Here is a 26,634-nt window from a genome sequence, read left to right as displayed (position 1 = left end):
ATTAATCAGCTAGCTTGATACCACTTAATATCCTTCTCATTATCTTCTGAAAGTTCAATCATTGGTTTCATTACCTGCACTTCACCTCCCATTCTTGCCTTAAGGGCTTCTTCAATTTCCTTTCTTACCATTTTTCTGTAAGGAAGAAAATGTTCCATAAAGACAGCAAAAGTAAAGAAGTTACCAATTCCACCTGGGTTACGCTTGTACATTAAGAACAGGTATTTCCAAAACACAAAACGAGTACTTCTTACAAAGCCAAGTTTGGCTAACATTTTCAATCCAAACATAACCCCTTTAAAGTCGAAGTCGGTTTTATGCTTATTGGCCATTTTTTTACGCAATTCCGGATTGCGATGTACTTCCGCTTGTCCCACCATCATAAAATGGTCAAACACCCTTTTCATATAGTTTTTGGGGTCATACAACTTCCAAAAAGCGTCTACATATTCTTCGGCAATATCTTCTATTGGCCGTGTAGGCACAAAATTAAGCAAGGTGGTTTGATTTAAGTTTGCATCATCCAATAACCTATCACTAACCTTGAGTCTATCCCACAAAGCTGTACCAGGCAAAGCCTGAAGCATACTGAATGTTACACCCGGAATGGCATTCTCAGTGGCAAAGTCAAATACCCGTTGCCCTGCTCCCTTCTTTTCATCATCGAAACCAATGATGAAACCAGCCATAATTCTAAGCCCAGATTTAGCAATCTTCTCCAACGATTCATTCATTGGTGTTCTGTTATTCTGATGCTTGAGTGTAAGTTTTAAGCTGTCCGTATCAGGGGTTTCAATACCAATAAACACTGTAGAAAACTTACTATGCGCCATCAGTTCGAGTAACTGATCATCTTGCGCCATATCTATAGAGGCCTCTGTAGTAAAGCTAAAAGGATAACCATTGTTGGTTTGCCAATCAATGAGTTTCTCCAAAAATGGTTTAACCGTCCGCTTGTTGCCAATAAAATTATCGTCTACAAAGAAGATTCCTCCCTTCCATCCTAGTGCTAAAAGTGCATCCAATTCTTTTTCTACCTGACTGAAAGTTTTGGTTCTTGGCTTTCTACCATAAAGCACGATAATGTCGCAAAATTCACATTGAAATGGACAACCCCTTGAATACTGAATCGCCATTAGAAAATAGGCGTCCATATCCAATAAGTCAAAGCGCGGCACGGGGCTTAAGGTAACATCTGGCTTATCTTTAGATCTAAAAATTCCAGATTTTTCGCCACGGTTAAAGGCATCTACAAAAAGACCTATCGTATATTCTCCTTCATCCAAAACCAAATAATCGGCTCCAGCATTTAGGAAATCATTCGGTAATGAAGTGGCGTATGGCCCGCCAACCACAACAGGCTTACCTCTTCTTTTTGCTTCTCTAATCTGACCTAAGTAGTCTTCCTTTTGAGCAATCATTCCTGAAAACATAACTACATCTGCCCAATCCCAGTCTTCTTCTGTTACTGGCTCAATATTTCGATCTCTTAATCTGAAATTCCATTCTTGAGGAAGCAACGCAGCGACAGTCACCAAACACAAAGGCGGCATAAAGGCCTTTTTACCAATGCCTTGCACTGCTTTTTCGAATGACCAAAAACTTGTTGGAAAAATGGGGTAACTGAGTAAAATGTTCATAGTAACATTAAGTGGTTCTAATCCATGTAGGCAACAATTCCAACTTCAACATCCCATGCCTTCTTTTAAAGATAGAAAAGAACTTTTGAAAAAATAGACCTAATTATTTTTTACCGTTCCTTCTCAGTAAAGAATTATCTTCTGTACTCACTACTATATTCGAAATTCAACACTAAACCCAACCACCTAATGCTTGTCTAAAATTGAGTCCATTATTGATTTCGCTCATCCTTTTCGGTATATTCAATGAGATTTAATTTAAATCCCGCAACCTTAAACTGCTGTATGCATTCCATTTTTAGCCTTAGGTCAATTCTTATATTGACTTTACTCTTATTTATCTCTCCGCGACTTTTTTCACAAACAAATGAGTTTAAAAACTATTCTTATACTGAGTTTTTTCAAATGATTGAACGCTCAGAAAGCCCAACTTTTAGACTTGAAAACGCCATAATTAGATACGATTTAGATACAGACGCTCGCTTTGGCTATAGCAGCAGCCTTGGAAATTCTGTAAGGGAGTTCTCTAATTCAGACACGCTTGTAATTGACAAGGCATTGCAATTAACGAATGTACATTTCAGTTCACCTGATAGACGTGGAGCATCAAATGAACGGATATCAGCCGCTTTGCATCATATTAAATTCAATAGAAATGTGACACTGCGAAACACGGCTTCTATCACATTTATGAATTGTTCTTTTGAGGACAGACTCACAGTTATGTCAGGGGAATCTATGGCTAATCCCATCGATTTGCTAGATCGAAATGGCCGAGCTAATCTCTCTATCAATGTGATTGACAGCAGGCTCAAGAAGAATGTAAATATAGATTTGGGTACTGCGGAAGAGAAAACCAGGTCAAGTATCAGAATTCAAAATTCAGAAATATGGGCTTCTACTGAAGGAAGAGCATTTTGGTTTCGTGGAGTCTCTGTAGTTTCGGTAAATGTAAATGACTGCGTTTTTAAAGGTCAGGGTCGGGCGACTATTACAGCCGACTTGTCTGATCGGGTGAATATTTCTGGTAACGATTTTGGCAATTGGATTACAGAACTAAAAGTGTTGGGCTCTGTGGAATTAAACACTTCCATTTTGGAGGAAAACACATTCAATAACCACGTTGTACTCGACTTTGACGACCTAACCACAAGCAGTACTTTCGAATGGTCGCAATGGGGTGATCAACTGATCTCATCTCAGGGATATAACGACTATTTCAATACGCTTTCAGATTCGATGAAAAGAGCTTCTTTCGAAAGTTTTGAGGCCAATGATAGTATTCTAGCTCAGTACAAACAGGAAATTGTTCAATACGGAAAATCATACAAACAGGAAGTAAAGCTCAGGGGTAAACTCCTTGACTTGTATAAGGCTCAACATGATTTGGAAGATGTAAATACAGTTTACATTAAGATCAAGAATCTAGAGACAGACCGCTTGGCCTACCTTTATACCCAAGATCCCTCGTTTAGTACTTTCTTTAAATGGAAGGTAAATCAGTTTTTAGAAGCCTTTTCTGATTACGGAACTGAGCCCTCAAAAGCAATAGTGTTTTCTGTAAATGTGGTCATTCTATTTGCCTTCATTTATCTCTTCTTCCCTAACAGTTGGGACGAGCAAGGAAAACACAGAATTCTTCATCGTTTTGATTTCTTTCAAAAATACCTACGTAGTAAAGAGGGCATGAATGACATTTATTTGGTAGAGAAAAAGAAAGAGCTTAGTGAATATGAGGCTTTCAAAAAAAGAATTGAAGATGGAAAACTAGAGTTACCCCGTTTCTTCATTGCATGGTCTAAACCAGTTTATAATGCGGCAATGATTGGCACAAAACTCACTAGTAAAGCACTGAAATTTACGGATATCTTAAGTGGGGAATGGCACTCTCTAAGCCCTTCTCAAAAGCGATGGAAAAATGTACAAATAGGCACTTACCTTGTTGTTGGTGTTGGTTACGATCTTTCTATTCGTGTACTCAATGCCCTTATGTTAAGCATTAATGCCTTCACTACTTTGGGCTTTGGCGAAATCCCAATCAAAGGATTACCTCGTTATTTAGCCATTATTGAAGGTTTTATTGGCTGGTTTATGCTTACTATTTTCAGCGTATCGCTTATATCGCAGTTGTTAAATTAAGCTCCAGCATAAAAAAAGAGCAGTGCTTGGAACACTGCTCTTTCAATTTTTATCATAAACGTCTCTTCTTAACGTCTCTGAATCGCAGTCAAAGGCTGATTTGTCAATACTAAATGCTGAATAAAGAACTCCATCATTCTTTCAGAGTTCACTGCAGTATGACCTCTATCAGGGCCTACTTGAACTTCGAAACTCTTACCCGCATCTTGTAAGGCCTTGATCAATTGCATTGAGTTAGAAGGGTGCACGTTGTTGTCAGCCGTTCCATAATAAATCATCAATTCACCCTTCAAGTTTGGAGCATACTTAGCTAACCTGAAGTTATCATAACCCGCTTTATTGTCCTCTAGAAGATTCATGTAACGCTCTGTATAAATGTTGTCATAGAATACCCAATCCGCAACCGCTGAATTTGCTACGGCAGCTTGGTATACATCTGGGAATCTCAATAAACTCATTGCAGCCGTAGTTCCTCCATAGGAAGTTCCGTAAACACCTACTCTATTCTTATCGAAGTAAGGACGGTTATAAAGTGATTTGATACCTTCCGCAAAGTCATCTTGTTCCACAATACCTAAATGGCCATAAAGTTGGTCAAGCAATCTTTTCCCTCTACCTCTTACGTTTCTACCATCAATACTCACTACCAAAAATCCATACTCAGTAAGCGGGCTTGGAAGAGAGAAATTCTCAGAGAATTCGTTTGTAGCAGGGCCGCCATAGTTGGCCAAAAGCGTAGGGTATTTTTTGTTAGGGTCGAAGTTAGAAGGGAAGTTGATCATTCCGTGTAATTCTGTAACTCCATCAGCCGAAGTGAAGGTAAACACCTCTGCCTTTTTCAATCCTAATTCATTGAATTTAGTCAAATCACTTTTCGCCAGCTCAGCAACCAATTTACCTTTTGCATCAACCAAGTTGGTAAAAGGAGCTATATTATGTGTTTGAGCAACATCTACAAAATACTTACCGTCAGGTGAAACATTAACACTGTGGTTGAAGGTAGGATCAGTTAGACGAGTATCTTTTGTGCCGTCCAGTTTCACTCTATGTAACTGCATTTTCATGTGGTTTTCACCACTTCTGGCCATGTAGTACATTTCACCAGCTTTCTCGTCTATCTTAACAATGTTAGATACTTCAAAAGGATGGTTGGTAATCGCGTTGATTAAAGTACCATCAAAATTGTATAGGTAATAGTTATTGAAACCCGTACGCTCAGAAGCCCAAACGAAACGTTTTCCGTCTTCTAAAACTCTTATTTCAGGTGTATTTTTAGTAAAGCTTGGTAACCACTCTTCGCGAACAACTACCCTAGATTTTCCTGTAACAGGATCAGCCGCACGGTATTCCATGATGTCTTGCTTGCGGTTGGTACTATGAAAAAGCAATTCTTTTCCATCAGGCGTCCAATCCATACCATAAAGATAAGTCCCTACAGCTCCATCATTAAATGGTTTACCATCTCGAACATCTAACTTCTTCATCTGCTTGGTGTCAATATCATACACCATTAAATCAACTGGCAAATTATCGGCACCCACTTTAGGGTAAGACATCACCTCTAGAGAATCATAAAGTTTTAACTGATCTAAAAGCACATAGTACTTTTGCGCATTCTTTTCGTCAAATCTGTAGAAAGCAATTTTCTTACTATCTGGCGACCACCACATTGCAGTACGTTGTCCTAATTCTTCACCATAAACCCAAGTAGCAATACCATATTTGATTTGGTTTTCAGGGTTACCATCAGTTGTAATGGCTACCACATTGCTACCGTCAGGGTTACTCAGGTACATATTTCTGTCCTTGGTAAAGGCTTTTAATTTACCATCAGGAGAATCTGCCGAAGGGAATTGTCTACCTCTGGCTGGACCACGGCTGAAACCTCTTCCTCTTGAGGCTGGCTCAGGTATTTCAATTTCAGTGGCTTTTTTCTTTTTTACGTCATACTGGTATCTCTTCCCATCTTTTGTGTATTCAAAAGATGATCCATCGTCATTCCACTGAACAAAGAGGCTACCTGAAACAATAGATGATCTAATCTGAGGTGCTATCTTTTGGTATTGGTCGTAACCAGGCATGCTTTTTAGCTTGTCCTGTGCTGTCAAAATGCTCGTACTGCTAGCCAAAATGACCACAGCGGCTATCACTGATGCAAGTTTCTTTTTCATTGAGTTCATTTTAATATCGTTTTTCATTCCAAAAAGGGAATACGTGGCTAATACTACTACTTTCGGTTGTAAAAAAATAGTATAAAGTTATTATACGGTCAATACAGTTTAGAAGCAGCGCTTATAAATTACCTCCTCTATTCGCTCTAGTTGTTTCCAAAAAAGAAAGATAATGCACTCCGTCAAATAGTTCATTGACTATCTTCGCAGCGAAAAGGAAAAATAGAGCATGAGCCACTTAAAGACACTTCGATTACTTGCTGTTTTAGAAGGAATTAGTTACTTGTTACTCCTCGGTATTTGTGTACCGTTAAAGTATATATTCAATATTCCAGAACCAACACATCCTGTTGGACTAGCGCATGGGGTGTTATTTGTAGGCTACTGCCTTTGGGTATTAATAGTAGCAAAGCAAAAGCAATGGTCTATTGGCGTTACATTTCTTTCATTATTGGCTTCACTCCTTCCCTTTGGTACTTTTATAGCCGAAAAGAAATATTTCAGGGATAACGCTTGAATCGCCAGCCCAATCAAAAGTTTTATATTAGCAACAAACATAGCATTATGAATACACCCAATTGGACAACCGTTAAGGAATATCAAGACATCACCTATAAAAAATCAGGCGATGGCGTAGCAAGAATTGCATTCAATCGCCCCGAAGTACGCAATGCTTTTAGACCTAAAACAGTGGCTGAATTGTTCGATGCATTTTTGGATGCTCGCGAAGACACCTCCATTGGTGTGGTTTTACTTTCAGGAGAGGGCCCATCGGCCAAAGATGGTGGCTGGGCATTTTGCAGCGGTGGCGACCAAAACGCCAGAGGTCACCAAGGCTATGTAGATGATGACGGAATGCCAAGGTTGAATATTCTAGAAGTTCAGCGTTTAATCCGTTTTATGTCGAAAGTAGTGATTGCCGTAGTACCAGGCTGGGCTGTTGGTGGTGGGCATAGCCTCCACACGGTTTGTGATCTTACTTTGGCCAGTAAAGAGCATGCCATTTTCAAGCAAACCGATGCGGATGTTACAAGCTTTGATGGCGGTTATGGTTCTGCTTACTTAGCAAAAATGGTAGGCCAGAAAAAGGCGAGAGAAATCTTCTTCTTAGGAAGAAATTATTCTGCTCAAGATGCATTTGATATGGGTATGGTGAATGCTGTGATTCCTCATGACGAACTGGAAGACACTGCTTACCAATGGGCACAAGAGATTCTAGAAAAATCGCCAACTTCTATCAAAATGTTGAAATTCGCCATGAATTTAACCGATGACGGCATGGTGGGGCAACAGGTATTTGCTGGAGAAGCTACTAGACTTGCCTATATGACAGACGAAGCCAAAGAGGGTAGAAATGCTTTCTTAGAAAAACGTAAACCCAACTTTAAAGACATTAAGTGGATTCCTTAAACCAAGCAGTCTCAAAACAACAGTTTCTGTAATTTGAAAGGAGAGATTGCTTCGCGTAATCGACATTTCTACAAATAGTATTTGTCGCCTCGCAATGACCAAAAAGAAGCCCTGTCAGTTTCGCAACTGACAGGGCTTTTGTTTTAAGTTAAAGGGAGTTTTCTATAAATCTCTTTTCAATACCAATCTAGTTGTAGCCCAATAGAATAAGGCTCCCCAGAACACTACTAGCCCAAACTCATGCCAAGTAAAATAGTCTTGAACTTCTTGAAATGCATATTTAGGAAATGGAGTGTGAATTAAGGAATTGATTGACTTGACAGGAAGTAGGTACTCTACCCATTCATGATGTTTTGCTCTACTCCATATCCAAAACCCATTTTCTACAGCCATTACCCAGAAAATCAACACACCCATGGCGATGATTGACTTTCGTATTAAAGAGCCTACAAACAAGGTAAATAACAAAAAGGCAAAAAGCTGAAGACCAAAACCAATCAAGAAATAGACATCACTAAATACTAGTGAAAAAGATATTTCTGATGAATAGATTAAACCTGTAATTAAGCCTAAGAAAAACAAGGCTACTGTTGAGGCCGCACTTAAAAATCCGGCCATAATAATCTTCGACCAAATAAATTCATTCTTGGTAAGGCCGTCAATTACGTTTTGACGAATTGTTCGGTAAGAGTATTCATTCGTGATGGAGAATATCAAACTAAAGCCTAATAGGAGTTTGAAATAGATCATCACATTCGTGAGGTTCTGCCAAATATCTGGGAATTCATAAAAAGGAATAATTGTTGGATCTACTCCATCAGCACCAAATTCAGTAAATTTTGCTTTTAAGAATTGAAAGAATGGCATTACTCCCATACTCACAATTACCATCGCCACAATGTACATAATAGCCAATACCCTAAATGCACGGTTTGGCATTACTTTTTTCAGTTCTATTTTTAGTAGTCTCATCATTGGGCACCTCCTTCTTTATTATCAGCTAAAATTTCCAAGAATTGCTTTTCAAGGCTCTTCGATTGCACAAGCAAATGCTTAGCAGTGATACCTTTATTAAACAAATAGGCATTCACTTCTGCTGCGGAGTGATCTCCCTCCATCGTCATAATGTACTTATCAAGCTCTCGTTTTACTTTTGTTCCAAGGCCAGATTCTTCCAAAACTGTTTGCAAGTCGTCATGATCGGCCTTTACTTCTACAGAAATGGCTCCTTTGCCCACGTCTTCCACCAATCCGTTATAAATCAGCTTACCGCGCTGAAGCACACAGAAGTGTGAGCATACCTTTTGAACTTCGTCTAGTAAATGGCTAGCAATAATGATGGTTTTTCCACTATTGGCAATTTCAATAATAAGTTCTCTGATTTCAGCAATTCCCTGAGGATCAAGACCATTGGTAGGCTCGTCCAGAATCATTACTGTAGGGTTACAAAGCAATGCTGACGCAATGGAAAGGCGCTGCTTCATGCCCAGTGAGAAGGTTTTGAATTTCGTATCCTTTCGTTCCTCTAGCCCAACTTGTTTCAACACCTCGTCTACCCTATCGTAAGGGACTTCCTTGATGTCGCAAACAATTTTGAGGTTTTGAACCGCAGTGAGGTACGGATAAAAAATGGGGTGCTCTAAAATGGCACCTATCTTTTTTCGAGTATCCTTATTGGCTTTTTCGCCAAACCATTCAAACTGACCATTGGTTTGGTTAATTACACTTAAGATAATACCGAGGGTAGTCGTTTTTCCGCTACCGTTAGGGCCGAGAATTCCGAAGACATCTCCTTTCTTTACCTCAAGATTGAGGTTATCAAGTGCCCTGACCTTTCCATATTGCTTGGAGAGGCCTTTAATTGACAATACAGTTTCCAAATCGTGTTTTTTGAGTTTTATTGGTACTCAGCAACCGGCCCATCCAAAACCAGCTCCTGTATTTTACTAATTAAAAGCGTCTATAATCGACTTTAGGCCGCTGGTATTTTTGCTCATAAATTCTGAGAACTTCATAATTTGTTTTAAGTCTGGGTAGCCTTCAATATCAACCAAGCTAACCCCCTCTTCTGTGCGCATTACTACTACAAACCCCTTAGGTTTTTCAGCTGTTCCCTTCATTAAAAAATTCATGTTTGCACCAGACATTCGCGCTGACATCATGGATTCATATCCCTCTGAAAGAATGTCTTCTTCAAGTTTAGAAAACATAGGGGCGTCCATCGCATACTTCTCTTTGTCGAACACAAAGAACTTTACCTTTTCTATGTTCTTGATTACAGAAGAAAAGTCGGGTAGCTCTTCCATTTCGTCTGCCATTTTCAATTGTATGTTGGCAAACATTTTAAGCGTACTCTTATAAAAAAAGAGCTTTAGCGTTGGCTCGTTATCATTCCTAAATTTCTCAACACTCTTGCTTTGACCAAAAGCAAGAGTGGAGAATAAGACCAGTGTTAATATCAGTGTTGTTTTGCGCATAATTCAAATATAAAAAGCTATTGAGCTTTTGAATTTCAAAAAGGATAAGGGGTTTATTTACCCCCTAAGTGTTTGAATTCGTCCATTCCTAGATTTTTAGAAAGTCTATACAATTGGTTGATATCGATACCGTCACCAACAATGCTAATCATTCCAAACTCATTAGTTCCACCCATTACCATAAAGAGTTCGTCAATTTTATTGCCTTTCTCTTTGATGTAGAATTTGATGTCTTTGTCTTCATCTCTTACCGACATTAGCTCTTCAAAGTCTTTGCCTTTGATAGCGCCCATTACTTCTTTATACATAGCGGCTCCATCAACATTTTTCTGAGCAAAGAGAACCTTTACTCCTTTGATTTTACCTAAGGATTCAACCAAAGCCCTATCTTCATCATCTTCTACTTGAATAGAATTGATCATGGCAAACATTTTACCACTGAATGATACCGCACTAAATTTTTCAGTATCCTTTTCATACTTCGCGAAATACTTTGAAATCGCATCATTTTGAGCTTGTGCTCCAAAGGCCATCACGGCCATTACCATAATCATTACTAACTTTTTCATTGTTCTCTATTTTAAGTTTTTAAAATTTCTCTTCTAAAATATCCATTTCACTAATTGGCTCCATTCCTCTGGCCGCATCTCCCATGTACTTAAGACTTTCCATTCCTGCATCCATTTTGCTCATGCTACCAAGTTTATCAAGATTACTTGAGCCTGAATTCATATAGTTTGAAACCATTACAAGTTGTTTTTTAAGCTCTTGAAGTGCCAATTCAGGAGAGTCAAATGTATCTTCTTGCTCATATGTTTTTTGCTGTTGCATAAAGAAGTACGAGCTTGTAATTAATACCAGCATTGCTGCTGCCACTCCTGCGTATCGTTTAAAATAATCAGACATGTTGATTACTTTCGTTTCAGGTTTTGCTTCGATCATAGATAAAATTTCTTGATCAAAATCATCACCTAAGCTGAGCTCCTGCTCCGACTGAAAGTGCCCAAATAAGGCTTTCAGTTCTTCCATCTCCTCTGAATTGTCGGCTTTTGCCACCAACTCCTTCAGCTCTCTTTCTTCTTCAATACTTGATTCTGAAGCCCAGTATTTTTCTAATAATTGCTCTATTCTAGAGTCCATAAGCATTTTCTTTAATAAGGCTTTCCTTCAACTTTCTGCGTGCTCTAAACAAATTCGTTTTCACCAAATTGATGTCAATCTCAAGCATATCTGCTATTTCTTTATAGCTATAGCCTTCAATATCTCTCAGCTGCATTACCTCGCGTTGTCGGTTCGGAAGCGCATCAATTAAAAACTGAATGCGGTTCATGATCTCGTTTCGTTCGGTAAGCACAACTGGCGTGTCTTTTTCTTTTCTAGTGTCAAACTCGACTTCAAAAAGATCCGTTTTCTTAACATGTTTAGACCTCAGCTTATCTAGGGCCTTGTTTCTGGTTACTTGCATACACCAAGCTTCCAGGTTATTAATGTGTTTTACTTCATCCCTTTTTTCCCACACCTTAATCATACATTCTTGTACCACATCTTTTGCCAGTTCTTCATCTTTTACAATGTTGAAGGCAAAGCGGTAAAGTTTGTTCTTTAAAGGCAGAACGTCCGTTTTGAACTGTGCTACATCCATAATCAAAGGGTAGACGGCATGGTGTTAAGACTTGTTAACATTGGTGATAAAATTTATTCTAAGAAACAAAAAAACCGCCTTTCAGATATAAAAGGCGGCAGGTACTTTCGAGACAAAGGCTTTATACTCTACTTACAATATTTTTTTATAAGCATCTCTTTATCTGAAGATTCTAATGACGAAAATTTAGTGCAGGCCTCATCTGTTCTGTTCAATTCTACCAATACTAAACCCCAGTAATGATTCAACAATGGTATAGAATCGTCATACTGGGCTGCTAGTTCAATATTCCTTAAAGCAGCTTCAAAACTCTTATTCTTATAATAAAAAATAGCCTTGTTTCGGTAGGCCCAAGGGTTTCTAGGATCAAGTCTAATCCCCATATTTATATCTGCCTCTGCCTTTTCAAGTTCTTCCAAATTCAGGTATATAAAACCTCTATTATTACTGAAGTAACCATTTCTGCCATCAATCTCTATGGCTTGATTTACTTGCTTTAGTGCTTCTTGGAAATCACCTTCTTGTGTGGCGATTAAGGCCAAAGTGTTATAAATATTAGCTTCTGTTGCGTCAATGCTTATTGCCTTTTGAAGTAATTCACGAGCTTCTTTATATCGATCGGACATATAATAGGCATTGGCCTGATTTACAACCGCTTCTACATTCTCTGGGTTCTTTTGGTAAGCCATATCAAATTTCACAATGGCTTCATCATACCTCTTGAGATCGGTGAGGGCCAATCCTTGATAGAGGTAAGTATATGCGCTGTCGGGGTATGTCTTGCTTAAATATTCAGCATCTTCTAGTGCACGATTAAAATTCCCAGAAACCAAGTTGACTTCGAACCTATTTTTATAGGCATCGGTATAGGTAGGATCTATTTGTAAAATGGCAAAAGTATAATCGTTGAGCGCTTCGGCATAATGACCACTTTTAAAAAGAGCCACTCCTCTATTATTATAAGCTTCTTTAAACTGTGGGTCTTTGCCAATGGCCTCAGTGTATAATCTAATGGCTTCTTTATAGTTTAAGTCAGCCAACTCATTGTTTCCCATCAACAGGAATCTCCCAGCTTTTGCTTTGTCGTTATCGCAGCTCAAGATTGTACATAAAAGCACCAGTACTAGGAAGAAGTATTTGTTTTTTTGCATGACGCCCAAAATTAGTCTCCGTGGTTTTACGAACCTACTTTTCATTGCGTTATAAATCTTCTTACTTTTAACGAATGTCTAATAAATTCTCTGTTTTAGCGAGGTTAAGAAGCTTCAAATTTGCTTTCCGAGGGCTTAGGCAGGCAATGCAGCATGAGCATAATTTTAGAGTTCATTTGTTTGCCTCCTTATCGATTATTTTATTGGGCCTTTATTTTAACCTCTCGCAGTCTGAATGGCTTTGGATTATTGCGGCAATTGCCATGGTGTTGGTGGCCGAACTTTTTAATTCTTCTATTGAAAAGTTAGTGGACATGGTTTCACCAGAGTTTAATCCTAAAGCGGGAATAATAAAAGACATTGCTGCCGCTGCTGTATTAATTACAGCTATTGCCGCTGCAATAATTGGAGTACTTATTTTTTACCCTTATTTTTTTTAACTCATGGCAAAGAATCAGAACAAAACAGTCGAAACCGATGCAAGTGTTACCAATTTTTTAAACAGTTTGGCGGAGAAAAAGAAAAAAGACGACTGTATTACGGTAAAGGAATTAATGGAGAAAATCACGGGTGAACCTGCAAAAATGTGGGGCACTTCAATTGTTGGCTTCGGTACATACCATTATAAGTATGACAGTGGCCGAGAAGGTGACTTCCTGAAAGTTGGGTTTTCGCCAAGAGCCCAGAACTTAACACTTTATATTATGCCTGGCTTCGAGAGGTATGAAGACTACATGGCAAAATTGGGCAAATACAAAACAGGGAAATCATGCCTGTATATTAAAAAGATTGAGGACGTAGATACTGAAATATTGAAGAACTTAATCAAAGATTCTTACGATTACATGACCAACAAATATGGATGATAGAAGGACTCGTTCTGAACGTTTTGGAACAAAGTGGCGATGGCTTTATTTAGTGGGTGGAATATTCTATTTAGTAAACGGAATAAGTTCTTTAATTAAACCTAGAGAGGTTTATGACTACCTTGGGTTTGACTTTAATCGCTGGGCTTATATTGGGTTACACTTGGCTGTAGCTTTTCTATTATTAAGGCTGTTTGTGAAAAATCAGAAGATTTTAAGACAACGGATTAAAGAAGAAGTAATGGAGCGGTACAATAATGAAAACTGATTAAATGCAACCTTCTAGGTATTTCACCTATTTCAATCAAATTTATGAATATGAGGTGGGGTATTAATCACTCAATCGGTAGTAGTTGCAGTCAATGAAATACACTTTTACCCTCATATTTATTATTGTTTTCTTAAGCGGATGTAGATCTCTTGATGATCATGACAACACGCAAAAAAACCTAAGCATTGAAAGCAGAATTCATAGAAATTTAAATAAGGATGGCTCCGAGTTGCTTGAAGACATGCAGTCAATTATTCAGTCTGGTCTCTTCATATTTGAAGTCTACAATATTGAAGGAGCGCTTATCGAAGTACTGAACAATTCCTCAGATTTCTCAAATTGCTTTATCAAAAAATTCGACCCATGTCATATGAATATTAAACCAGTGAAGATTGAGGGCAAATTCGTAATTGAAACAACTGCTGATTTAGACTTATAGGACTAAACGGCTAGTTTCACTTCCCATTCTGGCTTGGTGGTTCTTACCTTTGCTTTTAACTCATTTAGAATGTTAAATAACCCGAAGTAAGTCCGGTTAATATAGAGACCGTCTCTTGCTCCTCTGGCCTTTTCGCTTTCTCTGAATTTAGGCGACTGAGATATTACTTCACCCATCTGATAAATCTTTTTAAAGTAACTATCATCACCAAAATCGAATTCATTTTGATGAAATGGCTGACCTAAAATCCCCATCATATCTTTAATTACGGCAGAGAAATAGGCTTTATCGTCCGCTTTATCATCGGGATAAATGAATTGAAGCTGAATGAAAAGCTGCTCTAACTCTTGGCCCTCATCAAGCATTTCTTTTCTAATCAACTTAAAATACGGATCATAAAACTGGTCAGGAATTACCTTAACACAGCCAAAATCGATTACTCCCAAAACGGCATCATCGCTAATAATGAAATTACCAGGGTGTGGATCGGCATGTACTTGCCTTAAAGTATGGATTTGAAAATCGTAAAAATCCCAAAGCGCTTGCCCTACTTTGTTTCGGTCTGCTTGCGATGGATTCGACTTTATAAACTCCTTAAGCACTTTGCCATCCATCCAGTCCATGGTAATGATGCGCTCATCTGACAACTTAGGGTAATACTTCGGGAATCGAATATTTTCAATGTGAGCACAGGCTTCTGAGATTTCTACCGACCGCTGTACTTCCAGCAAATAATCGGTTTCTTCAATCAGTTTTGTTTCTACCTCTTCCATGTAATGGTCGAGATCCTTTTCATTTAAATTCATTAACCGAACCGCAAACGGACGCACCAATTTAAGGTCGGAGCGCACACTGGACGCTACTCCTGGATATTGAATTTTAACTGCATATTCCTTTCCGTCTAAAGTAGCTTTGTGCACCTGCCCTATAGAAGCTGCGTTTACTGCATTTTTAGTGAAGGTCTCAAAAATTTGAGTGGGCGATTTTTTAAAGTATTGCTGAAAGGTTTTTACCACCAAAGGGTAAGATAGCGGTGGCGCGCTATACTGCGCCATAGAGAATTTATCTTGGTAGGCAGTTGGAAGCATGTTTTTATCCATACTCATCATCTGCGCCACCTTTAGTGCACTGCCTTTTAACTCGCTCAAAGAATTATAAATATCCCGAGCATTGTCTTCGTGCAGTTGATCTTTTGAAAGAGACGGATTCACTACTTTTTTGGCGTAATGTTTCATGTAATTACCTCCCACTTTGGCACCCGTTGTTACAAACTTGGCCGCCCTCTGCACTTTCCCTGTAGGTATTTTTGATTGTTCTTTCATAGTCTAAATCAAGTGCTCCATAGCTTTAAATAACCATGGAGAATCAGGAGTTTATTTATCTATTTTGAAAAAGGAATTTTCCGAAGTCAATCATGGCATCCAATGGGCCTCTCCCCATTAAATCAAAAGATAAGTTGACGGCTTTTTCAATGGCTTCGTCTGTTTTTTCAAATGCTTTGGAGTCGTCTTTCATCCAGAAATTGAACACGAATAAAAACTGAAGCCAAATTCCTTCATCGTACTTATCGCTAATGTAAGGCCTATTTTGTACCTCTTCGGTTTCTTTGGCTTCGGCCAAAACTTCATTCACAAAATCTTTAAAATCCTTTCTGAATTCTTTAAGATGTGAAGGAGTAAACTCTGGTTTGATTGTTTTCTTAACAGTGAGAAGAATGAAACTTCTGTTACTTTTCAGCACTTCTATGAAGGTGAAATAGAAGGCCAGAAGTTTTTCTCGTGCTGAATATTCAGCATAAACCTCTTCGGCTTGAATTGCAGTAATGGTTTCTCTGAGCCAATCTCGCCAAAGCTCCTTTTCTAGGGTATCAAAAGAGTTGAAGTTTTCGTAAAAAGCCTCTTCCTTAATCTTCAATTCTTTCACAAACTTAAAGATAGAAGCAGGTCTGTTTCCGTGTTCAAGAATGTGCTCGATGTAGGCCTTCTTGAGTTTTTCTGAATCGTTTACCTTCGCTTTAGAAGATTTAGTTGTAGTCTTCTTTTCCATGATTCGGTTAACCTAAGTTATAGGCAAAAGGTTATTGTAGAAGGGTATTATTTTTTAAAAACTTTATCACAAACACTAAACTGTTCTGCGTTGAATTTCACCTAGAAAACCTTCTTTATAAGACTCCCCGATTGGAATCCATTGTTCCTTAATTTTCACTTTACTCTTTTCAATAATATCGATGGCGTCAATCGCAATCACGAAGGATTTGTGTACGCGTGAAAATCGGTTTGAAGGCAGAGTGGGCAAAAGCTTAGAGAAGCTTTGCAGAATCATAATCTTCTCGTTCGGGGTAACTATGCGCAAATAATCCTTCATGCCTTCTATGTATAGGATATCGGACAGGCGTATTTTCTTCGTTTTGTATTCTGTCTTCACAAACACAAAATCATTCGCATCCTTTTCTAATGGTTCTTGCGATCCTTTGATGCGCTGAACAGATTTAAGAAAACGATCAAATGAAATTGGTTTGAGCAAATAATCCTTGGCTTCAAGCTCAAAGCCCTCTACCGCATAATGATTATAAGCCGTAGTGAAAATCACATCACATTTCTTCCCAATCAATTGAGCCACTTGTATGCCTGACAAGTCTGGCATTTGAATGTCCAAAAAAAGTAAATCAATCGCATTGTTATTAATATGTTCAATGGCCTCTACGCCTTTATCAAAGCTTCCGACAAAACTTAACCACGGCACTTTGTTTATATACTCTTCTAAAATCTCTATGGCCAACGGTTCGTCATCGACCACCAAGCACCTAATTTTATCCATGATTTCTAATGGTTAGTTTTATGTTGAAATGCAATTCAGTTTGCTCTACTTCTAGGGCAAAGTCTGAAGGGTAAATAAGCTCTAATCTCCTTCTAATATTCCCCAGCCCAATTCCTCCTACATTATCTTTTTGTTGATTTCCATTCCTGCCTACAATTCCATTATTTACCTCATACACCAAATCGTCTTTAACTCTCAATTGAATTTGAATGGCATCAGGGCGATTAAGTTGGGCACCATGTTTAAAGGCATTTTCAACAAAAGGAAACAAGATCAATGGTGCAATATGCTTTTCAGAAACATCACCTTCTACCTTAAAACTCACAATACCCTTGGCTTTAAACCTAAGTTCTTGAAGGTCGATAAAGCTTTGGAGGTATTGAAGTTCTTTCTTCAAAGGCACCAAATCAGTATTCGAATCATAAATCATATAGCGCATCAGTTCCGAAAGTTTCATAATAGCCTCTGGCGCTCCATCTGCCTTTTTATAGGCCAGTGTATGAATGTTATTAAGCGTATTGAAAAGGAAATGAGGGTTAATTTGTGACTTTAAGAAAGCCAGTTCACTTGCGAGGTTTTGATTTTCAAGCTCTCTTCTGATTCGCAAATTCTTGAACCAATCGAAGGTAAACTTGCCAATGCCCGCCATCATTACCACAAACAAGCAGGACAAAACCCGCAGCCCATAGGCAGTCCAAAAACGAGCCTTTTCCAAAGCCGCTATGGGAGTAATGTCCTCTGGAAAAAAGTGTACTAAAGCCGCATTGGTTAAAAACACCAGAAACGGATATATGGCCAAAATCAGTATAATCAAACCAATTAGCAATCTTACTTTTTGGTTCATCAGTAACTTAGGAATACCAATGCTATAGAGGTAGTAGAATACACTCACATCTACAATGGCCACTGAAATAAGGTACCAAACACTAAACTCGGTGCTTAAGCGATTTCCTAAAAAAGCTAAGTTGATAAAAGAGAAATAAAGGCCCCAAGCAACAATATGCAGAACGACTATGATCAAATCCTCCTGGTGCTGTTCAAGCCAAGTCTTAAAATTCTTCATTCTCCTAGAGGACGATTAAAAAGGAGAAAGGTCACGCGGCAATATTCAACATTAATATTTAACACATTAACACTATATAGTTTTAGAGATAATGGTTTTAAAAGACAAAAACCATTAGATTAATGAGTATAAACCTATAGTATTTTTAAAACCCCATAGGTTTGATGGAAATGAAAGGCCTAGAGAAATTTGAACCCGAAACGTACTATCATATCGTAAACCATGCGGTAGGTAACGAGAACCTATTTCGCACCGATGACAACTATCGCTACTTCCTAAGGCGTTATGCTAATTATATGCCTTCCGTCTGTGGTACCTTAGCTTATTGCTTAATGCCCAATCACATCCACTTTTTAATTAAAACCCACAATGAGGAAATCCTTTTAAAGCATCCTAAGTATCAAAATGATTTCCATAAACTCATTATGCAACAGCTAAGCAATTTACTAAACTCGTACACCAAAGCTTATAACAAGAAATACAATCGCAGAGGAGCTTTATGGATTGATTATACTAAAAGGTTTCAGATCAATTCGGATCACTACTTAACCAGAGCTATTAATTACATTCATCAAAATCCCATAAAACATGGTTTTACTAGAAGTGTAGATAATTGGGCTTACAGCTCTTACCAATCAATTTTATCTAACAAACCAACATTGCTCTCCAGAAACGAAGTCGTAGGATGGTTCGGCAATAACAAAGAGTATATTTCATTCCATAGTGACCACACCGCTGAATTACTGGGAGAATGGGAATACTAAAAACAAATTAATAAACCATACCTATAAGGTTTTGAAAACCTTATAGGTCTAGAGCGGGCATTTCATAGACAAAATCTCCCAGTTGGTCGAGTAGTTCAATGCTTAGTTACACAAAAAGAGAAAGCCCATCGTCTTTCAACCAAATACTAAAAAATGCCAAAGTCAATTATTCAAACCAACAACTTAACCTTCCATTTCGGTAGCTTTAAAGCATTGGATCAGGTGAACCTAAATGTGCCCGAAGGCAGCATTTATGGTTTCTTGGGGCCAAATGGAGCAGGTAAAACCACCACGATAAGAATTCTACTCGATCTTTTCCATTCCGAACCGGGGCAAGTAAAATTGTTCGACAAAGAACTTCTTCCCAACAAGGTAGAACTCTTAGGTAAGGTAGGCGCACTGATTGAAAACCCTTCTATCTATAAACACCTTACTGGTCGACAAAACCTTGAGGTAGTAAGACGAATGATTGGTGCTCCTAAATCTAGAATTGATGAAGTACTTAAAATCGTTCGGCTGACGGATAACGCGAATAAAAAAGCCAAAAACTATTCCTTAGGTATGTGCCAAAGGCTTGGACTTGCTTCCGCCCTACTCAGCGACCCTGATCTGCTTATTTTAGATGAACCCACCAACGGGCTTGACCCGAGTGGCATTATCGAAATGCGCGAATTGATTATGCGCTTGAACAAAGAACACGGCAAAACTATTTTTCTTTCGAGCCATATTCTTACTGAAATCGAAAAAATGGCCACCGATGTAGCCATTATCGACCAAGGTAAAATCATGTATGAAGGCAAGCTCGATGGGCTTCATAACAACGACTCTAATCAGTTTTTAGAAATTAAGCTAGACAACGCTCAAAAAGCAATCGAAGTAATCAAGGAGTTGAATTATACAATTTCTGAGCATGACAGTAAAACGATAACGCTGCCGATTACTGACAAAACTGATATTTCAAGAATCAATAAAGCTTTGGTGCAAAACGATATTGAAGTCTATCAGCTAAAATCTACTGAAGAAACCCTCGAAGCCATCTTCTTAAACCTTACTAAAAAATTAGACCAATGAATATAGCAATACAACTCAAAAGAGGGATTTCAGCAGAAATATTCAAATACAAAAAGACCTTTATCCTCTGGTTGCTCATTTTAGCACCTGCCTTTGTGCCCATTATTAACTTTATTATTTTCTGGCGAAAAGGTCCACAAATTATTAATGAAGGGATGGACGCTTGGTCAACATTACTTGGCTATAGTATTGACCCTGCTAATTTTCTCTTTCCATTTTTTGTCATGATGGTTGCCCTTTTAGTGAACAATATTGAGTACAGTTCGAATACTTGGAAACTGATTTATGCACAACCACTCTCACGTTTGGCGCTCTACTTGTCAAAAATGAAGGTGTTCATTGTTATGATCTTCATCAGCCTAATGCTTTTTGGCACCTTTACAATTCTTGTTGGTTTGTCCATGCGCATTGTACAGCCGGGTTTAGGTTTCGAAGAAAGCTTCAGTTTCGGTTTTGAATATGCACTAATGGTTAAAATCTTCTTGGCCACTTTAGGCATGGCTTCTATCCAATTCTTCATTAGTCAACAATCCAAAAACTTGATTTTACCGCTGGGTATTGGCATTGCTGGGCTCATTTCATTTATGATTGTTGTCAGAGGCTGGGAATACGCCCCTTATCACCCCTACGGTTATGCTATTCTCTCCACTGGCGGAATAAGACAAGAGGGATATCAAATCTGGGCAGATATGGCTTCTGTATATAAAAGCCTAATCGTTGCTGTTGCAATTTTCACCCTCGCAGGAGTGACTCAACTGAGAAAACGAATTATTTAAACAAGAGACTCTTCTAAATTTAATACCTATGAAAGCATTTAAAATTTCTGGCATATTAGTGCTTGGTTTACTGACTTTAGCGCAGAACTTCAGTTTGGCTCAATCTAAATTCTCGAAAGAAACCCAGCAAAAGATTGAAGCTGTAGAAAGCAATTTAGCCGCAAGTATAATGACCAAAGAGCAGCCTACTTGGACATTGCAAGAGCGAATGGAAGCCTACAATGTGCAAGGGCTGAGCATAGCCGTTATTGATGGAGGTGAAATCCAGTGGGCCAAAGGTTATGGTTTTGCCGATGTGACCTCCAATACAAAAGTAGAACCAAATACCTTGTTTCAAGCGGCATCCATAAGCAAGTCACTTAATGCCATGGCTATACTTAAACTAGCACAGGATCAAAAAATCAATCTTGATTCTGACATTAACGATTATTTAACCACTTGGAAATTTCCATATGAAGCTGGCAGTAAACCCATTTCCACAGCCCATCTGCTTAGCCATACAGCAGGTCTGAACGTACATGGTTTTCCGGGTTATAGGTTTGATGAACCTAAACCTTCGGTAACTCAGATATTGAATGGAGAAAGCCCCTCGAATACCGAGGCCATTAACCCCCTTTTCGAACCCGGTATTAGGTACCAATATTCAGGAGGGGGAACCTTAATAAGCCAGCTAATTATTGAAGATGTTACTCATGAGAAATACAGCAACTTTTTAAAGGAAACTGTACTAAAACCTCTTCAAATGACCAATAGCTTTTTTGGAGCGGCTGACCCAAAGAAAGGGTTCGTATTTGCCACTGCCTACGAATCCGATGGAACAGAAGTAGAAGGCAAGTTTCACATCTACCCTGAATTAGCCCCCGCAGGTTTATGGACTACCCCCACCGACCTTGCCAAATTCATTATAGAAACCCAACTTTCTGCCAAAAACCAATCTAATAAGGTGCTCAATCAAGACTTCACGAAGCTTATGCTCAGCACTTTCATCGAATCTAGCAATGTCAGTATGGGTACATTCATCGAAAAGCATGGAGAAGAATTATACTTTACCCATTCCGGAGCAAACTGGGGATTCAATTGTATTTACATTGGTGGAATTGAGAATGGCAAAGGGGTGGTAATTATGACCAACTCAGACAATCCTCAGATACTCTATGAAATCGTTACAAGTGTGGCCTCAGTATATAATTGGGAAGGTTATGATTTACCCGAAATCAAAGAACTATACCCCATTAGTGATGACCAGTTAAAAGAGTATATTGGCGAGTATTCCATCAATGAGCAAATAAAAATCAATATCGCCACTGGTGATAAGGTTCTAATGTTGACGCTTCCGGGAAGGCCAGCCTTCGAAATATACCCTGAATCAAAAGATAAGTTTTACCCCATTCTCCTACCTGGTCAAGTAGAATTTGTAAGGAATGATCAAAATAAGATTGTTAAGCTTATAGTACACGCAAATGGGAGTTCCACTAGCGCAAACAAAACCAAGTAATAAATTTCACTCCTATGAAAAGGATACTTTGGATTCCTTACCCTACTGTTATTATTCTCATCAGGGTATTTTTGGGCTTAATCTTTTTTGGGGCCGGAATGAGTAAGCTATATTTCGAACATAAATTCCCAGGTATTATTGGGCCAGTTTGGCTCGAAGATGAACTGACTCAATACGGCTTGGGAATGTACGCTAGATTTATTGCTTGCGCTCAAGTAATCACAGGTCTACTTTTATTTTCTCAACGCTTTGCCACTTTAGGGGCTCTGCTCCTCTTCCCTATTCTGCTGAATATATTGATGGTCACTGTATCATTAGAGTGGCAAGGCACGCCTTATGTGAATGGAGCACTGATACTACTCAATATTTGGCTTTTGCTTTACGACTGGCCAAAACTGAGATTTATTTTTTCAGATCATACGGAATCGGTCAAGCACATTCCCTTTAAACGGACTTCTAGAAAAGCTGATCGAGGATGGATAATCTTGAGCGTTATCATTCTACTCACAATTCCCATTTCGTATCTAAACCTTACACTAGCTTGGATTATTTGTGCAGGAGCCGTTTTGGGTTTAGTTGTAAACCAGATCATTGCCAGAAAACAAAAAATCAGATTAAAGAAACATTGACGATTTTCAATCGTCTTACAGACAACCCTCGGGTAGGGTTATTTTACATCCAAATCGTGCCCTGGCTGATTATCAGTCGGGGTTTTTTTATGTAATGAGTACTAAAATTAAATTCTAAAAAAATATTCCAAAAGAAGTACATTTAAACCCTTTGTTCTACTATAGACAACAAATGCAAAAGATAAAGACCATCCTTTTTTCAGCCATAGCCCTTCTATTTATGACAATTGGGGCTTGTTCTCGCTCAACTAACGATGGGATGGAAGTTATCTCTGGAGACCTTTATTTTAAACTAATCGAATTTGATGGTTTTTACGGCACCCCTGATTCGTTGATAAATAAATTTGAATATTATATAGATAGCATGGCTTCTTTAGAAAACTTAAATGAAGATGTTGAACAGTTTTTGAAGGCCCACCAACTATTAAAATCTAACGACCTTATCAATCTTCCTAACTTCAGCTTGAAAGTAGACTCAGTCACCAATATCCAAGTCTATTTAGATGAAACTGAGTTTGAAAGCATTAAGAATTTCGATAGGTCACAACTAATAAGAGACAACAACAAAGTTAGAATTGTATTGGAAGGTGAGTATATATCTGATCAAATCGTTCGATGTTCAAAGATACTCAATGTGACCAAAGTAGAAGGAAAGACTTACTGGAGAAAGTAACCAAAACGTTTCTGCTAATGATACAACCAAAGATCATAGACTAAGCACTCTGTTATATTCACTTCATTTTTCGAGCTAACTTTCCTATTTTCGAAGAATTAATCAATACTTATGGTAACGGAAGTAAAACGGATCAACGATCATCCATTTATTAAATATTCACATGTTCATTATGAACATTCTGAAATGATTGAAAGAAGCCAGAAATTCTACGACTGGATGGAAACGCGCAGATCTGTACGTGATTTTTCTAACAAATCTGTTCCTAAGGAAGTAATCGAGAATGTAATCATGTCGGCTTCTACAGCCCCCTCAGGTGCGCATAAGCAACCATGGACTTTTTGTGTAGTGAGCAACCCTGAAATCAAAAAGCAGATTCGAGAAGCCGCAGAGAAAGAAGAATACGAAAGCTATACCAAACGCATGAGCGAAGAGTGGCTGGATGATTTAAAACCAATGGGCACAAATTGGGAAAAACCTTTTTTAGAAACTGCTCCTTATCTAATAATAGTATTTAAGCGTCCGTTTGAGTTTGACCCTGAAGGAAAAAAACACCAAAACTATTATGTAACAGAATCGGTAGGCTTGGCAGCTGGTTTTTTAATTACTGCCATTCATGACGCTGGCTTGGTTACTTTAACTCACACCCCCAGCCCAATGAACTTTTTGGCGAAAATTTTAAACCGACCAGAAAACGAAAGAGCATTTTTGCTTTTGCCAGTGGGCTACGAAGCCGATGAAGTATATGTACCCAACAACAGGAGAAAAACCTTAGAAGAGATAGCTGTTTTCTATGAGTAAAAAACTCCTCCTTATATTCTTATGCTTTATTTCTAGCATTCAAGGTATTCAGGCTCAAAAGTATTCTAAAAAAAGAATTCTTAAAGACTTGAAGGAGTTGCCCGGCTTTGAACAAGCATTTGTTGGTTTTATGCTGGTTGATGCGGAAAGTAGAAAAACCATTGCGAGTCAGTTCGAGGATAAGTACATGACTCCTGCTTCTAACACCAAGCTTTTCACCTTATATGCGGGCATACATTTTCTTGGAAATAATGTTCCAGCCCTACAGTATATTATTAAAGATGACTCATTGATTTTCTGGGGAACAGGCAACCCGCTCTTCCTTCACCCTGAGTACAATGACACAACAGCGCTTCACTTTCTAAAATCAAGAACAGAAAAGCTCTACTATTGGCCGCGCGCAATGGAAGATGATAGGTTTGGTCCGGGTTGGGGTTGGGATGACTTTAATGGTTATTACTCAGCTGAAAAATCTGTTTTTCCGATTTATGGGAATAGTGTAACTGTATACCTTAATAAGGAGAAGAAAACAATTGATGTATCACCATCCTATTTCAAGCCTAATTTTAAACTTAAGAAAGACTCTATTTTTCGTCTGAGAAGTTACACGCAAAGAGAAGAGTTTGAAAACCAATACGAATATGCCTTCCCAAGCAATCACGACTTTGACATCGTAGACTATTCAGCAGTCGATACTTTAACTAGGCCATTTCATTATTCAACCGATTTATTCACCGCACTACTTTCAGACACTCTCAATAAGGAAATCACTCTAGTTGGAAAACCAGAAAACTTTGAATTAGCTCAAACCTTATATATCTCTATTTCCGACACACTATATAAGTATATGCTTCAGGAAAGCGACAACCTATTTGCGGAGCAGATATTGTTAATGGCCAGCGGACTGGAAAAAGACACACTAAGTACCGAGGATATCATTCAAAAGACGAAGACATCTTTATTTAAAAATCAACAAGATGAATTGGTTTGGGAAGATGGATCTGGGTTATCTCGTTACAACATGTTTACCCCAAGAACCATTACCGACTTACTCTTAAACCTTCATAAAGAACTTGGCGAGGATAGGCTGTTTGAGCTACTTCCAGCAGGAGGTATTTCTGGAACCCTAAAAGACTGGTATGCCGGAGAGAACGAAACCTATGTTTATGCCAAATCTGGCTCACTGCGGAACAACTATGCATTAAGCGGCTACCTTAAAACTAGAAAAGGTGAAATGTTAATATTTAGTTTTATTATTAATCATTACAAACATTCCACTGACAAGGTAAGAAAAAGTATAGAGGTGGTGCTACAGAAAATAAGAGCTTGGCATTAAAAAGGGATTATAACTAATCACTCAGCATGAGGCACGTCACTCAGCTACATCACTAAAATATCTACACATGCTTAATTTGTACGCAGGACATAAAGGTAATTATATACTTTATAGCCATACAGCAACGAATAAGGCTACTCATCAAAAACTATTGAGGTGTCAGCTATTTCATTACAGCAAGAGATGAACTTTAATTTTTTATTATTATTTTAGTAACCTAAAGCAAAACGTAATACCAGTTTTACACTGATTACGGAGACTACTAAACTAACTAGACTAAATGAACTTCAAAGGGAGACATATTTTTCCTGCTTTCGATTCTCTTCTTTTTTACTGGTCCAAGACAAGTAATTATCTCATTTTATAAATGTTTAAAAATGGATAAGCTTGCGACAGAATTAAAAAAAGGAAGCATCAAAGCTTTAGCTCAATTCTTTGATGAGAATTATATTAAAGTCTATAATTTTTGTTTTTCTTTTCTCAGGTCTAAAGAAGAAGCTGAGGAAGTAACTCAGGATGTCTTTATTAAAATATGGAAAAGCAGAGAACAAATAAACGTAGAGCTCTCTCTTAACGGGCTTTTATTTAAGGTTGCCAAGAATCTTACGCTCAATAGAATTCGTGATATCAAGAAATTTTCAGACATGTATGAAATCAGTAGCACTATGCAAACTGGAAATACGACTATGGAAGAAGTTCTTTATAGAGAAATGGAGCTCACCCTCAAAAAAGGTATAGATGACCTTCCGGATAGAAGGAAAATGATTTTTGAGTTAAGTAGATTCGAAGGCCTCTCTAATAAAGAAATTGGAGAACGAATGAACATCTCCGTTAATACCGTTGAAGGTCAAATTAGAAAAGCAATAAAACAGCTACACAGCTACACCACCTCACTTTTCGATTGAACCGAAAGCACTCTCCATAATTAAATTGTCCCAGAGTAACGGCTACCCAAATTTTCTGTGTATATAATAATGTAGGTAGTTAATATTATATCGCATAA

Annotated in this window: 29 protein-coding genes; 16 read left to right on the top strand and 13 right to left on the bottom strand. The window is 38.2% G+C overall.

Annotated elements, in window-relative coordinates; all coding sequences use genetic code 11:
• Positions 1–5 precede the first annotated feature (5 nt).
• A complete protein-coding gene (locus AAC026_RS06910; RefSeq protein ID WP_339696284.1) occupies positions 6–1,640 on the bottom strand; it encodes a B12-binding domain-containing radical SAM protein in 1,635 nt (544 codons plus the stop codon).
• Between the two features lie 405 nt (positions 1,641–2,045).
• Here AAC026_RS06910 and AAC026_RS06905 point away from each other — a divergent pair, with 405 nt between their 5' ends.
• The gene (locus tag AAC026_RS06905; protein WP_339696281.1) at positions 2,046–3,779 is read left to right on the top strand and encodes a potassium channel family protein; all 1,734 of its coding nucleotides are present in this window, start codon (positions 2,046–2,048) and stop codon (positions 3,777–3,779) included.
• Between the two features lie 68 nt (positions 3,780–3,847).
• Here AAC026_RS06905 and AAC026_RS06900 read toward each other — a convergent pair whose 3' ends face one another.
• Entirely contained in the window at positions 3,848–5,950 is a 2,103-nt protein-coding gene (locus AAC026_RS06900) for a DPP IV N-terminal domain-containing protein (protein WP_339696278.1), read from the bottom strand.
• A gap of 229 nt (positions 5,951–6,179) precedes the next feature.
• Here AAC026_RS06900 and AAC026_RS06895 point away from each other — a divergent pair, with 229 nt between their 5' ends.
• Both AAC026_RS06895 and AAC026_RS06890 read left to right on the top strand, forming a co-directional pair.
• Positions 6,180–6,467: a DUF3817 domain-containing protein gene (locus AAC026_RS06895; protein WP_339696275.1), complete on the top strand. Its 288-nt coding sequence runs from the start codon at positions 6,180–6,182 to the stop codon at positions 6,465–6,467.
• Between the two features lie 47 nt (positions 6,468–6,514).
• Positions 6,515–7,360, top strand: coding sequence for a 1,4-dihydroxy-2-naphthoyl-CoA synthase (locus AAC026_RS06890; RefSeq protein ID WP_339696272.1), 846 nt, complete (start codon positions 6,515–6,517; stop codon positions 7,358–7,360).
• Between the two features lie 162 nt (positions 7,361–7,522).
• On the opposite strand, the gene AAC026_RS06885 is transcribed toward AAC026_RS06890, so the two are convergent.
• The 7 genes from AAC026_RS06885 to AAC026_RS06855 form a co-directional block, all read right to left on the bottom strand.
• Complete coding sequence (locus AAC026_RS06885; protein ID WP_339609239.1) at positions 7,523–8,335, bottom strand: ABC transporter permease; 813 nt, start codon at positions 8,333–8,335, stop codon at positions 7,523–7,525.
• Entirely contained in the window at positions 8,332–9,240 is a 909-nt protein-coding gene (locus AAC026_RS06880; protein ID WP_339696270.1) for an ATP-binding cassette domain-containing protein, read from the bottom strand. Before AAC026_RS06880 ends, AAC026_RS06885 begins: the two co-directional genes overlap by 4 nt.
• Before the next feature lie 66 nt (positions 9,241–9,306).
• Entirely contained in the window at positions 9,307–9,837 is a 531-nt protein-coding gene (locus tag AAC026_RS06875; RefSeq protein ID WP_339696267.1) for a DUF4252 domain-containing protein, read from the bottom strand.
• 53 nt (positions 9,838–9,890) lie between these two features.
• Entirely contained in the window at positions 9,891–10,406 is a 516-nt protein-coding gene (locus AAC026_RS06870; protein ID WP_339696265.1) for a DUF4252 domain-containing protein, read from the bottom strand.
• A 19-nt stretch (positions 10,407–10,425) separates the two neighbouring features.
• Positions 10,426–10,977 carry a hypothetical protein gene (locus AAC026_RS06865; protein WP_339696262.1) on the bottom strand — a complete coding sequence of 184 codons (552 nt, stop codon included), beginning with the start codon at positions 10,975–10,977 and terminating at the stop codon, positions 10,426–10,428.
• The gene (locus AAC026_RS06860; RefSeq protein ID WP_339696259.1) at positions 10,967–11,479 is read right to left on the bottom strand and encodes an RNA polymerase sigma factor; all 513 of its coding nucleotides are present in this window, start codon (positions 11,477–11,479) and stop codon (positions 10,967–10,969) included. Before AAC026_RS06860 ends, AAC026_RS06865 begins: the two co-directional genes overlap by 11 nt.
• A gap of 128 nt (positions 11,480–11,607) precedes the next feature.
• On the bottom strand, positions 11,608–12,630 hold the full coding sequence (locus AAC026_RS06855; protein WP_339696256.1) for a tetratricopeptide repeat protein: 1,023 nt from the start codon (positions 12,628–12,630) through the stop codon (positions 11,608–11,610).
• A 74-nt stretch (positions 12,631–12,704) separates the two neighbouring features.
• On the opposite strand from AAC026_RS06855, the gene AAC026_RS06850 reads away from it, so the two are divergent.
• The 4 genes from AAC026_RS06850 (at position 12,705) to AAC026_RS06835 (ending at position 14,206) form a co-directional block, all read left to right on the top strand.
• Positions 12,705–13,070 (top strand): diacylglycerol kinase family protein, encoded by a 366-nt coding sequence (locus tag AAC026_RS06850; protein ID WP_339696253.1) that lies wholly within the window; start codon positions 12,705–12,707, stop codon positions 13,068–13,070.
• A 3-nt stretch (positions 13,071–13,073) separates the two neighbouring features.
• Positions 13,074–13,496, top strand: a complete 423-nt coding sequence (locus tag AAC026_RS06845) for a DUF1801 domain-containing protein (protein WP_339608423.1) — start codon at positions 13,074–13,076, stop codon at positions 13,494–13,496.
• Positions 13,489–13,764 (top strand): hypothetical protein, encoded by a 276-nt coding sequence (locus AAC026_RS06840; RefSeq protein ID WP_339608425.1) that lies wholly within the window; start codon positions 13,489–13,491, stop codon positions 13,762–13,764. Before AAC026_RS06845 ends, AAC026_RS06840 begins: the two co-directional genes overlap by 8 nt.
• 94 nt (positions 13,765–13,858) lie before the next feature.
• On the top strand, positions 13,859–14,206 hold the full coding sequence (locus tag AAC026_RS06835; protein WP_339696250.1) for a hypothetical protein: 348 nt from the start codon (positions 13,859–13,861) through the stop codon (positions 14,204–14,206).
• 2 nt (positions 14,207–14,208) lie between these two features.
• Here the strand turns inward: AAC026_RS06835 and AAC026_RS06830 are convergent, their stop codons facing one another.
• The 4 genes from AAC026_RS06830 to AAC026_RS06815 all read right to left on the bottom strand — a co-directional run bounded on the left by AAC026_RS06830 (position 14,209) and on the right by AAC026_RS06815 (position 18,086).
• Entirely contained in the window at positions 14,209–15,528 is a 1,320-nt protein-coding gene (locus tag AAC026_RS06830) for an AarF/ABC1/UbiB kinase family protein (protein WP_339696247.1), read from the bottom strand.
• A gap of 55 nt (positions 15,529–15,583) precedes the next feature.
• Entirely contained in the window at positions 15,584–16,252 is a 669-nt protein-coding gene (locus AAC026_RS06825) for a TetR family transcriptional regulator C-terminal domain-containing protein (protein WP_339696244.1), read from the bottom strand.
• A gap of 75 nt (positions 16,253–16,327) precedes the next feature.
• Complete coding sequence (locus AAC026_RS06820; RefSeq protein WP_339696241.1) at positions 16,328–17,023, bottom strand: response regulator transcription factor; 696 nt, start codon at positions 17,021–17,023, stop codon at positions 16,328–16,330.
• A complete protein-coding gene (locus AAC026_RS06815; RefSeq protein WP_339696238.1) occupies positions 17,016–18,086 on the bottom strand; it encodes a histidine kinase in 1,071 nt (356 codons plus the stop codon). Before AAC026_RS06815 ends, AAC026_RS06820 begins: the two co-directional genes overlap by 8 nt.
• A gap of 164 nt (positions 18,087–18,250) precedes the next feature.
• On the opposite strand from AAC026_RS06815, the gene AAC026_RS06810 reads away from it, so the two are divergent.
• The 9 genes from AAC026_RS06810 to AAC026_RS06770 all read left to right on the top strand — a co-directional run bounded on the left by AAC026_RS06810 (position 18,251) and on the right by AAC026_RS06770 (position 26,536).
• Positions 18,251–18,850 carry a hypothetical protein gene (locus AAC026_RS06810; protein ID WP_339696235.1) on the top strand — a complete coding sequence of 200 codons (600 nt, stop codon included), beginning with the start codon at positions 18,251–18,253 and terminating at the stop codon, positions 18,848–18,850.
• A 153-nt stretch (positions 18,851–19,003) separates the two neighbouring features.
• Positions 19,004–19,921 carry an ATP-binding cassette domain-containing protein gene (locus AAC026_RS06805; protein WP_339696232.1) on the top strand — a complete coding sequence of 306 codons (918 nt, stop codon included), beginning with the start codon at positions 19,004–19,006 and terminating at the stop codon, positions 19,919–19,921.
• Complete coding sequence (locus AAC026_RS06800; RefSeq protein WP_339696229.1) at positions 19,918–20,697, top strand: ABC transporter permease; 780 nt, start codon at positions 19,918–19,920, stop codon at positions 20,695–20,697. Before AAC026_RS06805 ends, AAC026_RS06800 begins: the two co-directional genes overlap by 4 nt.
• 28 nt (positions 20,698–20,725) lie before the next feature.
• A complete protein-coding gene (locus AAC026_RS06795) occupies positions 20,726–22,192 on the top strand; it encodes a serine hydrolase domain-containing protein (RefSeq protein WP_339696227.1) in 1,467 nt (488 codons plus the stop codon).
• Between the two features lie 14 nt (positions 22,193–22,206).
• Positions 22,207–22,821, top strand: a complete 615-nt coding sequence (locus AAC026_RS06790; protein ID WP_339696224.1) for a hypothetical protein — start codon at positions 22,207–22,209, stop codon at positions 22,819–22,821.
• A gap of 172 nt (positions 22,822–22,993) precedes the next feature.
• Positions 22,994–23,494, top strand: a complete 501-nt coding sequence (locus tag AAC026_RS06785; protein ID WP_339696221.1) for a hypothetical protein — start codon at positions 22,994–22,996, stop codon at positions 23,492–23,494.
• A 111-nt stretch (positions 23,495–23,605) separates the two neighbouring features.
• Positions 23,606–24,295, top strand: a complete 690-nt coding sequence (locus AAC026_RS06780; protein WP_339696218.1) for a nitroreductase family protein — start codon at positions 23,606–23,608, stop codon at positions 24,293–24,295.
• On the top strand, positions 24,288–25,631 hold the full coding sequence (locus AAC026_RS06775) for a D-alanyl-D-alanine carboxypeptidase (protein ID WP_339696215.1): 1,344 nt from the start codon (positions 24,288–24,290) through the stop codon (positions 25,629–25,631). Before AAC026_RS06780 ends, AAC026_RS06775 begins: the two co-directional genes overlap by 8 nt.
• A 377-nt stretch (positions 25,632–26,008) precedes the next feature.
• The gene (locus tag AAC026_RS06770; protein WP_339608446.1) at positions 26,009–26,536 is read left to right on the top strand and encodes an RNA polymerase sigma-70 factor; all 528 of its coding nucleotides are present in this window, start codon (positions 26,009–26,011) and stop codon (positions 26,534–26,536) included.
• Positions 26,537–26,634: the final 98 nt, after the last annotated feature.

Source organism: uncultured Roseivirga sp. (assembly GCF_963973945.1).
In the GTDB taxonomy this organism is placed as follows: Bacteria; Bacteroidota; Bacteroidia; order Cytophagales; family Cyclobacteriaceae; genus Roseivirga.
This window is presented reverse-complemented; position numbering and strand designations above follow the sequence as displayed.